Source organism: Clostridium sp. UBA2485 (assembly GCF_002341865.1).
Classification (GTDB): Bacteria; Bacillota; Clostridia; order Clostridiales; family Clostridiaceae; genus Clostridium_J.
The window spans coordinates 1-5,886 of record NZ_DDOV01000017.1; the positions used below are offsets into that span (position 1 = coordinate 1).

A 5,886-nucleotide genomic window follows, 5' to 3' on the forward strand; every position below is an offset into this window, starting at 1 on the left:
TAGTTCCAATGTTAACGTGCGGTTTGCTTCTTTCAAATTTTTCCTTAGCCATTTTTTTATTCCTCCTTGATATAGGCTTAATTATTATGAATGAATAATTAATTAATTTACTCCTATAAACTCACCCTGGTGTGTTGCGTTTCCTTAAGTAAGTTTGGAGCCCATAACCGGGATTGAACCGGTGACCTCCACCTTACCAAGGTGACGCTCTACCTACTGAGCTATATGGGCATTAAAATATGATGTAGATTTATAAAAAAATCGCATCATACAAATGTTAAATGTATACTTAAATACTATATATCAGTTACTCATTATACTATATATATCCTTTTATGTCAACGCTATTACTTTCTTTTATCTAAGCATTTTTCCAATTTTCTTTTAACTCTTTGTAGAGCATTATCAATAGACTTAGCATGTCTGTCTAAGTCACAAGCAATTTCTTGATAAGATTTACCATCTAGATAAGACATGAGCACTTCCATCTCTAGATCTGACAACACTTCACCTATCTCATTCTCAATACTTTCTACTTCTTCTCTACTTATTACTAGTTCTTCTGGATCAGACACTTTAACTCCTGATATTATATCTAGAAGTGTTCTATCTGATTCTTCATCATATATAGGTTTGTTTAGTGATACATATGTATTTAATGGAATATGTTTTTGACGTGTGGCAGTTTTAACTGCCGTTATTATTTGCCTCGTAACACAAAGTTCCGCAAAAGCCTTAAAGGATGCTAACTTATCTGTTCTAAAATCTCTAATAGCTTTAAATAGCCCAATCATACCTTCTTGGTATATATCTTCTTTATCTGCACCAATTAAAAAATATGATTTAGCTTTAGCTTTCACAAAATTTTGATATTTACATAGCAAATATTCTAAAGCACGATTGTCCCCATTTCTAGCTTCAGCAACAATTTCCTCATCAGTTTTGTTCATAAACTGGGAATTTAACTCCTCATTGTCAACCCTTTTCTCCAAAAGCATCCCCTCCAAATTGAATATGGACTTAACTAAAATTATACATTATTATTTTAAAGCGTCAAGCTATATTACTTGCTTCGCCTTATTTTTTCTAGCTTTTCAGCTATTTCACTGTCAATCATATCTTCAAATAAATTTCTATCTTGCGAATAAGTTTTTTCATATTTTTTAGAAATCTTCTTATTAGCCTCCATAACGGTGTGATAAAACTCTAGCGAAGATACTCTATTGGCTCCCCTTTGAAAAGTAACTTGTTGTTCAATAGCATCAGAAGTAACTACATAAACCTCTGATACTCTACCTATATTATTTACGGTTTTTTCAATATATAAGTCCGCTGTTTCTCCTTCTTTCGTAAAAACTACTGTGATATTTCCAATCCTCTCTTTCTTTTGAAGACTGCCTTTTACCATATGAGCATCGAAAACTATTATAATGTTATATCCCTTAAAGGAAGAATAGTTAATCATAATATCTATTAATTTTGTCCTTGCAGATTCATAACTATAATCCTTTATCGCTCTAAGTTCTGGCCAACTATTTATAACATTGTAGCCATCTATAAATATCTTTCTCAAGATTATATTAGCAAAAGTCTATTTCAACTTTTGCTTCAACACCTCATACATTAGTATTCCACCAGCTACAGAAGCATTAAGCGAAGTTATTTGACCAACCATAGGAATTTTCATTAGCACATCACATTTTTCTTTAGTTAGTTTTGATATACCCTTTCCTTCACTTCCTATAACTAATGCTACTGCACCTTTTAAGTCCACATCATAACAATTCTCACCATGCATATCAGCACCATATATCCATAATCCTAATTCTTTTAACTCATCTATAGTGCTGTTAATATTCGTAACTTTAGCTATTCTCATATGTTCTGTAGCACCTGCAGAAGTTTTATAAACAATAGGAGTGACCCCTACATTTTTTCTTTTAGGAATTATAATTCCATGGGCTCCGCAAACTTCTGCCGTTCTTATAATTGAACCAAAATTATGAGGGTCTTCAATTTCATCTAGTATAATTAAAAATGGTTTTTCATTTTTTGAATTTGCATAATCAATAATTTCTTTTACATGATAATATTTATAAGCAGTAACTTTAGCTATTACGCCTTGGTGTGATCCTGTTAAAGACATAGAATCAAGCTTTACACGATCTACAGTTTTAACAACTACACCTTTTTCCTTTGCCAAAGCTAAAACCACATTAATAGAACCCTTAGTATCACCTTTAGCAACTAATATTTGCTCTATAGTTCTATCAGATTTTAAAGCTTCAATTACTGAATTTCTTCCTTCAATAATATCTTCTCTTATTATTTCTTCATTGCCCATATTAGTTTTATTGTTATATTCTTTTTTAACTCTATCTCTACTGTTAGTTTTTTTATTTTCTTTCATATTTCAACCTCTTTCATAAACCTATTTAAATTTAAGTTATCTGTAATTATATCCAAAAGCATAACTTTAATTTATGTAGTTGTTTATAAATTAGAATATTTTTTCCTTACTGTCACAATTTCTCCACAGGTCATACTACCTTCAGGACAAGATCCCTTTATACAATTTGGTCCTCCATTTTTAAATAAAATAGGAGCTACTTTTTTTGCTTCTTTTAACATTGCATCTGCCATGTCTCTAATTTCCCATTGAGCTCTATTACAGCATCTATGTGCAAAAAAATGCATAAGCTCTCTTGCATTCATCGTAACAATAATTTTAGTTTCACAAGCATTAGGAAATACATATCTAGCATCTTCAATGGCCTTTTTCTGCGCTTGTGATTTTAGTTTTCTTAATACACGTTCTTCAACTTCTGATGTTGAATTTAAAGACTTCTCTCTTATATATTTATTTAAGCTTTCATTATAAATTTGTTCAAATAACATTTCTACAATTTCATCATAATATTCTTGGTCCTTTTTCATCGCTTCTATAAATATTTCTTTAGCTTTAGAATTATTTTCTATTGATGGTGGTATTATGTACTCAAAGGCATCCAATTTTACGTATCTTTGACTTTGTTGTGAGTATGAAGCAACTCTATGGCGTACTAGTTGATGAGTTAAACTTCTAGACACTCCTTCAATAGCAAAGGTAAAACTAACATGCTCAATAGGAGAATAGTGACCATAATTCATAAGCATACTTAAAAAGTTTTCTGTTTTTTCTTTATCTAATCCTTCTAATATTTCGTCTACTCCTACAGAGCTATAACAAAGTTTTGCTGCTGATGCAATAACCTTTTCTGGATTTGGTGTATGCTCAATTAATTTAACTTTCAAAGTCATTTTTATCCTCCTCGTATTTTACTATTTTACTTAATATATAATTAAGTTTTTCTTCCTTTTCACATAAATATAGATATCCTATAACCGCTTCAAAACCAGTAGCCCATCTATAATCAGCTACGTCTGAATTTTTAGGTGTATGAGATTTAGAATTTCTTCCTCTTTTAAAAATAGCCATTTCATCATCTTCTAAATCATCTATTATAATCTTCATATATTCACTTTGTGCTTTTGCTTTTACATAAGATACAGTTTTTACATGAACCTTATGCACATTAAGTCCTCTATTTTTTTCCACTAAATATGTTCTTATAAACACTTCATACACAGCATCTCCTATCAAAGCCAACACTAGTGGATTAAGTTGTTTTATCTCTTCTAGAGTGAATTTTCCCTTTAGTAATTGAAAGTTCATGTTTTTCTCCTTAACCTTATAGTTATTCAATTTTAATTATACACAGATATTTAAAATAATAACAGGTAATAAATGAATATTTTTAAAAATCATGACGAAATTTAGCCAATAAATTATAAATATATAAATTTAATAACAATACTAAAAACTTTGTATAATCTTCTTTTTTATCTTTAATCCATATCCTCATTTTATTACAATGCAATACTTTTTCTTATGGCAAGAGCCATTGAAAATATTTTTAAAATGACATATAAATTATTATAAAAAGGAAGAATCGGTAGTAATTTTTATAAGTCATAAAAATAAACTATCACTTTAATTATACTTACCTATTATTTTACTCTAATATAAATTTCCTTTAAATAAAAAATGTTTACAACAGTTTTAGAGTTTTTTAAAAACTGTTGTAAACACTTATATATCAAATATCTTATTTAATTAAAGATTTTTAAAATACTAACTATCTAATTCTCTTAAATGTATAGATTAATCTTAAAAGATTATTTATATATTTGTTCAAATATATATCCTTTTATTGCTAATGCATTTTTTATCATTGCAGCATGTTCTTTTGATTCTGTTTCAATTTCTATTTCAATGTTTGTAAATTCAAGCCCTTTAGGATTCCAGTTTTTATCTTGTTTAATCTTTGCTACATTTCCACCTAACGTAGCTACTTCAGCAACTAATGCTCCCAATTGACCTATTTTATCTTTTAATTCAAATTGTAAAGTTATTCTTCTTTCAACTAGCACTAATTGTCTATCAATTATTTTTGATATTGTAGCTATATCTATATTTCCACCACTTATAACTGCAACAACATTTTTACCAGCATTTTTAATTTTTCCTGTTAATAATGCAGCTAAGGAAACAACTCCTGCACCTTCAGCTATAACCTTATTTCTTTCCATTAGTGCAAATATTCCATAGGCGATTTCATCTTCTGTAACTGTTACTATCTCATCAACATACTCTTTTATTATTTCAAAAGTTTTATCTCCTGGAGTTTTAACAGATATACCATCTGCTAATGACTTTGAGCCTTCAACTGTAACAACTTCCCCTTTTTCTAAGGATGCTTTGCTTGAAGCAATTATTTCTGCTTGAACTCCTATTATCTTTACATCGGGCTTTATAGCTTTAGCTGCTACTGCAATCCCTGCTATAATCCCCCCTCCACCAATTGGAACTATTATAGTATCAACTTCTGATAAATCTTCAAAAATTTCAAGAGCAATTGTTCCTTGTCCTGCTATTACATGTTCATCATTAAATGGGTGTAAAAATGTTGCTCCCGTTTCTTTTTGTACTTCTACTGCTTTAGCATAACATTCATCGTAAACTTCACCATGTTGTATAACCGTTGCTCCATAGTTCTTTGTAGCTTGAACTTTTGCAAGAGGTGCTGTTAATGGCATACATATTGTAGACTTAACACCAAATATAGTTGATGCATATGCAACTCCTTGAGCATGATTCCCTGCTGAAGATGCAACAACTCCCCTAGCTCTTTCTTCTTCTGTTAATGATGCAACTTTATTATAAGCTCCTCTTAGTTTGAAAGAACCAGTTTTTTGTTTATTTTCACATTTTAAATACACTTCATATCCAGTATCTTTTGAAAACGTACTGGAATGGAATAAAGGTGTCTTTCTTACAACTCCCTTTAAACTTTCCTGTGCCTTTTTTATGTCAGATAATGATAATGTTATACTCACTATTTTCTCTCCTTTTGTTTAAAAGTTTATATTAAATTAACAAAAAATTTAAAATATAATAATTAGTCAAAAGTTCTGAAGATATTTCATGTTAATAAAAATTAATTTTCTATAGATAATAATAAATAAGTATCTATAGAAAATTATAATTTAACATAGTAGAAAACATATAAGAATATGCTATAGTATTTTTTCAATATATTTAATATATAGATGGACGAAGTTTAATGTTAATGTATATATTAATGCAAATTCTTTTTTTGCTGTTTTAATTAGAACTGTTAAATTCACAATGCACAATTGCAGATATTAAATACATTAGCTAATACTTTAATTTTATTATTTATCTCCATTATTCTAGTTAAGCAAATACATATTATTCCGAACTATACTACACCTTAGAGGAACCCTTATACATTTGAGAGTTGACGATTGACAATTGAGAAT

The 5,886-nt window shown here is 29.2% G+C and carries 6 protein-coding genes and 1 tRNA gene; all 7 read right to left on the reverse strand.

Features of this window, described 5'->3' with window-relative positions:
• Positions 1-155 precede the first annotated feature (155 nt).
• The 7 genes from B3603_RS02390 to ilvA all read right to left on the reverse strand — a co-directional run bounded on the left by B3603_RS02390 (position 156) and on the right by ilvA (position 5,433).
• Positions 156-231: transfer RNA gene (locus B3603_RS02390), tRNA-Thr, on the reverse strand.
• 116 nt (positions 232-347) lie between these two features.
• Positions 348-998: an RNA polymerase sporulation sigma factor SigH gene (gene sigH, locus B3603_RS02395; protein ID WP_291560268.1), complete on the reverse strand. Its 651-nt coding sequence runs from the start codon at positions 996-998 to the stop codon at positions 348-350.
• A gap of 65 nt (positions 999-1,063) precedes the next feature.
• Positions 1,064-1,573 carry an NYN domain-containing protein gene (locus B3603_RS02400; RefSeq protein WP_291560271.1) on the reverse strand — a complete coding sequence of 170 codons (510 nt, stop codon included), beginning with the start codon at positions 1,571-1,573 and terminating at the stop codon, positions 1,064-1,066.
• Between the two features lie 18 nt (positions 1,574-1,591).
• Entirely contained in the window at positions 1,592-2,344 is a 753-nt protein-coding gene (rlmB, locus tag B3603_RS02405; protein ID WP_291560280.1) for a 23S rRNA (guanosine(2251)-2'-O)-methyltransferase RlmB, read from the reverse strand.
• Between the two features lie 149 nt (positions 2,345-2,493).
• A complete protein-coding gene (thyX, locus tag B3603_RS02410) occupies positions 2,494-3,300 on the reverse strand; it encodes an FAD-dependent thymidylate synthase (protein WP_291560273.1) in 807 nt (268 codons plus the stop codon).
• Positions 3,284-3,715, reverse strand: a complete 432-nt coding sequence (locus tag B3603_RS02415; RefSeq protein WP_039630637.1) for a Mini-ribonuclease 3 — start codon at positions 3,713-3,715, stop codon at positions 3,284-3,286. The genes thyX and B3603_RS02415 overlap by 17 nt, the downstream gene beginning before the upstream one ends.
• A 503-nt stretch (positions 3,716-4,218) precedes the next feature.
• On the reverse strand, positions 4,219-5,433 hold the full coding sequence (ilvA, locus tag B3603_RS02420; RefSeq protein ID WP_291560282.1) for a threonine ammonia-lyase: 1,215 nt from the start codon (positions 5,431-5,433) through the stop codon (positions 4,219-4,221).
• Positions 5,434-5,886 lie beyond the last annotated feature (453 nt).

Bases quoted from the DNA above. Each gene is read 5' to 3' on its own strand.
- rlmB (WP_291560280.1), bottom strand. From the start codon at position 2,344: ATGGGCAATGAAGAAATAATAAGAGAAGATATTATTGAAGGAAGAAAT.
- thyX (WP_291560273.1), bottom strand. From the start codon at position 3,300: ATGACTTTGAAAGTTAAATTAATTGAGCATACACCAAATCCAGAAAAG.
- sigH (WP_291560268.1), bottom strand. From the start codon at position 998: ATGCTTTTGGAGAAAAGGGTTGACAATGAGGAGTTAAATTCCCAGTTT.
- B3603_RS02415 (WP_039630637.1), bottom strand. From the start codon at position 3,715: ATGAACTTTCAATTACTAAAGGGAAAATTCACTCTAGAAGAGATAAAA.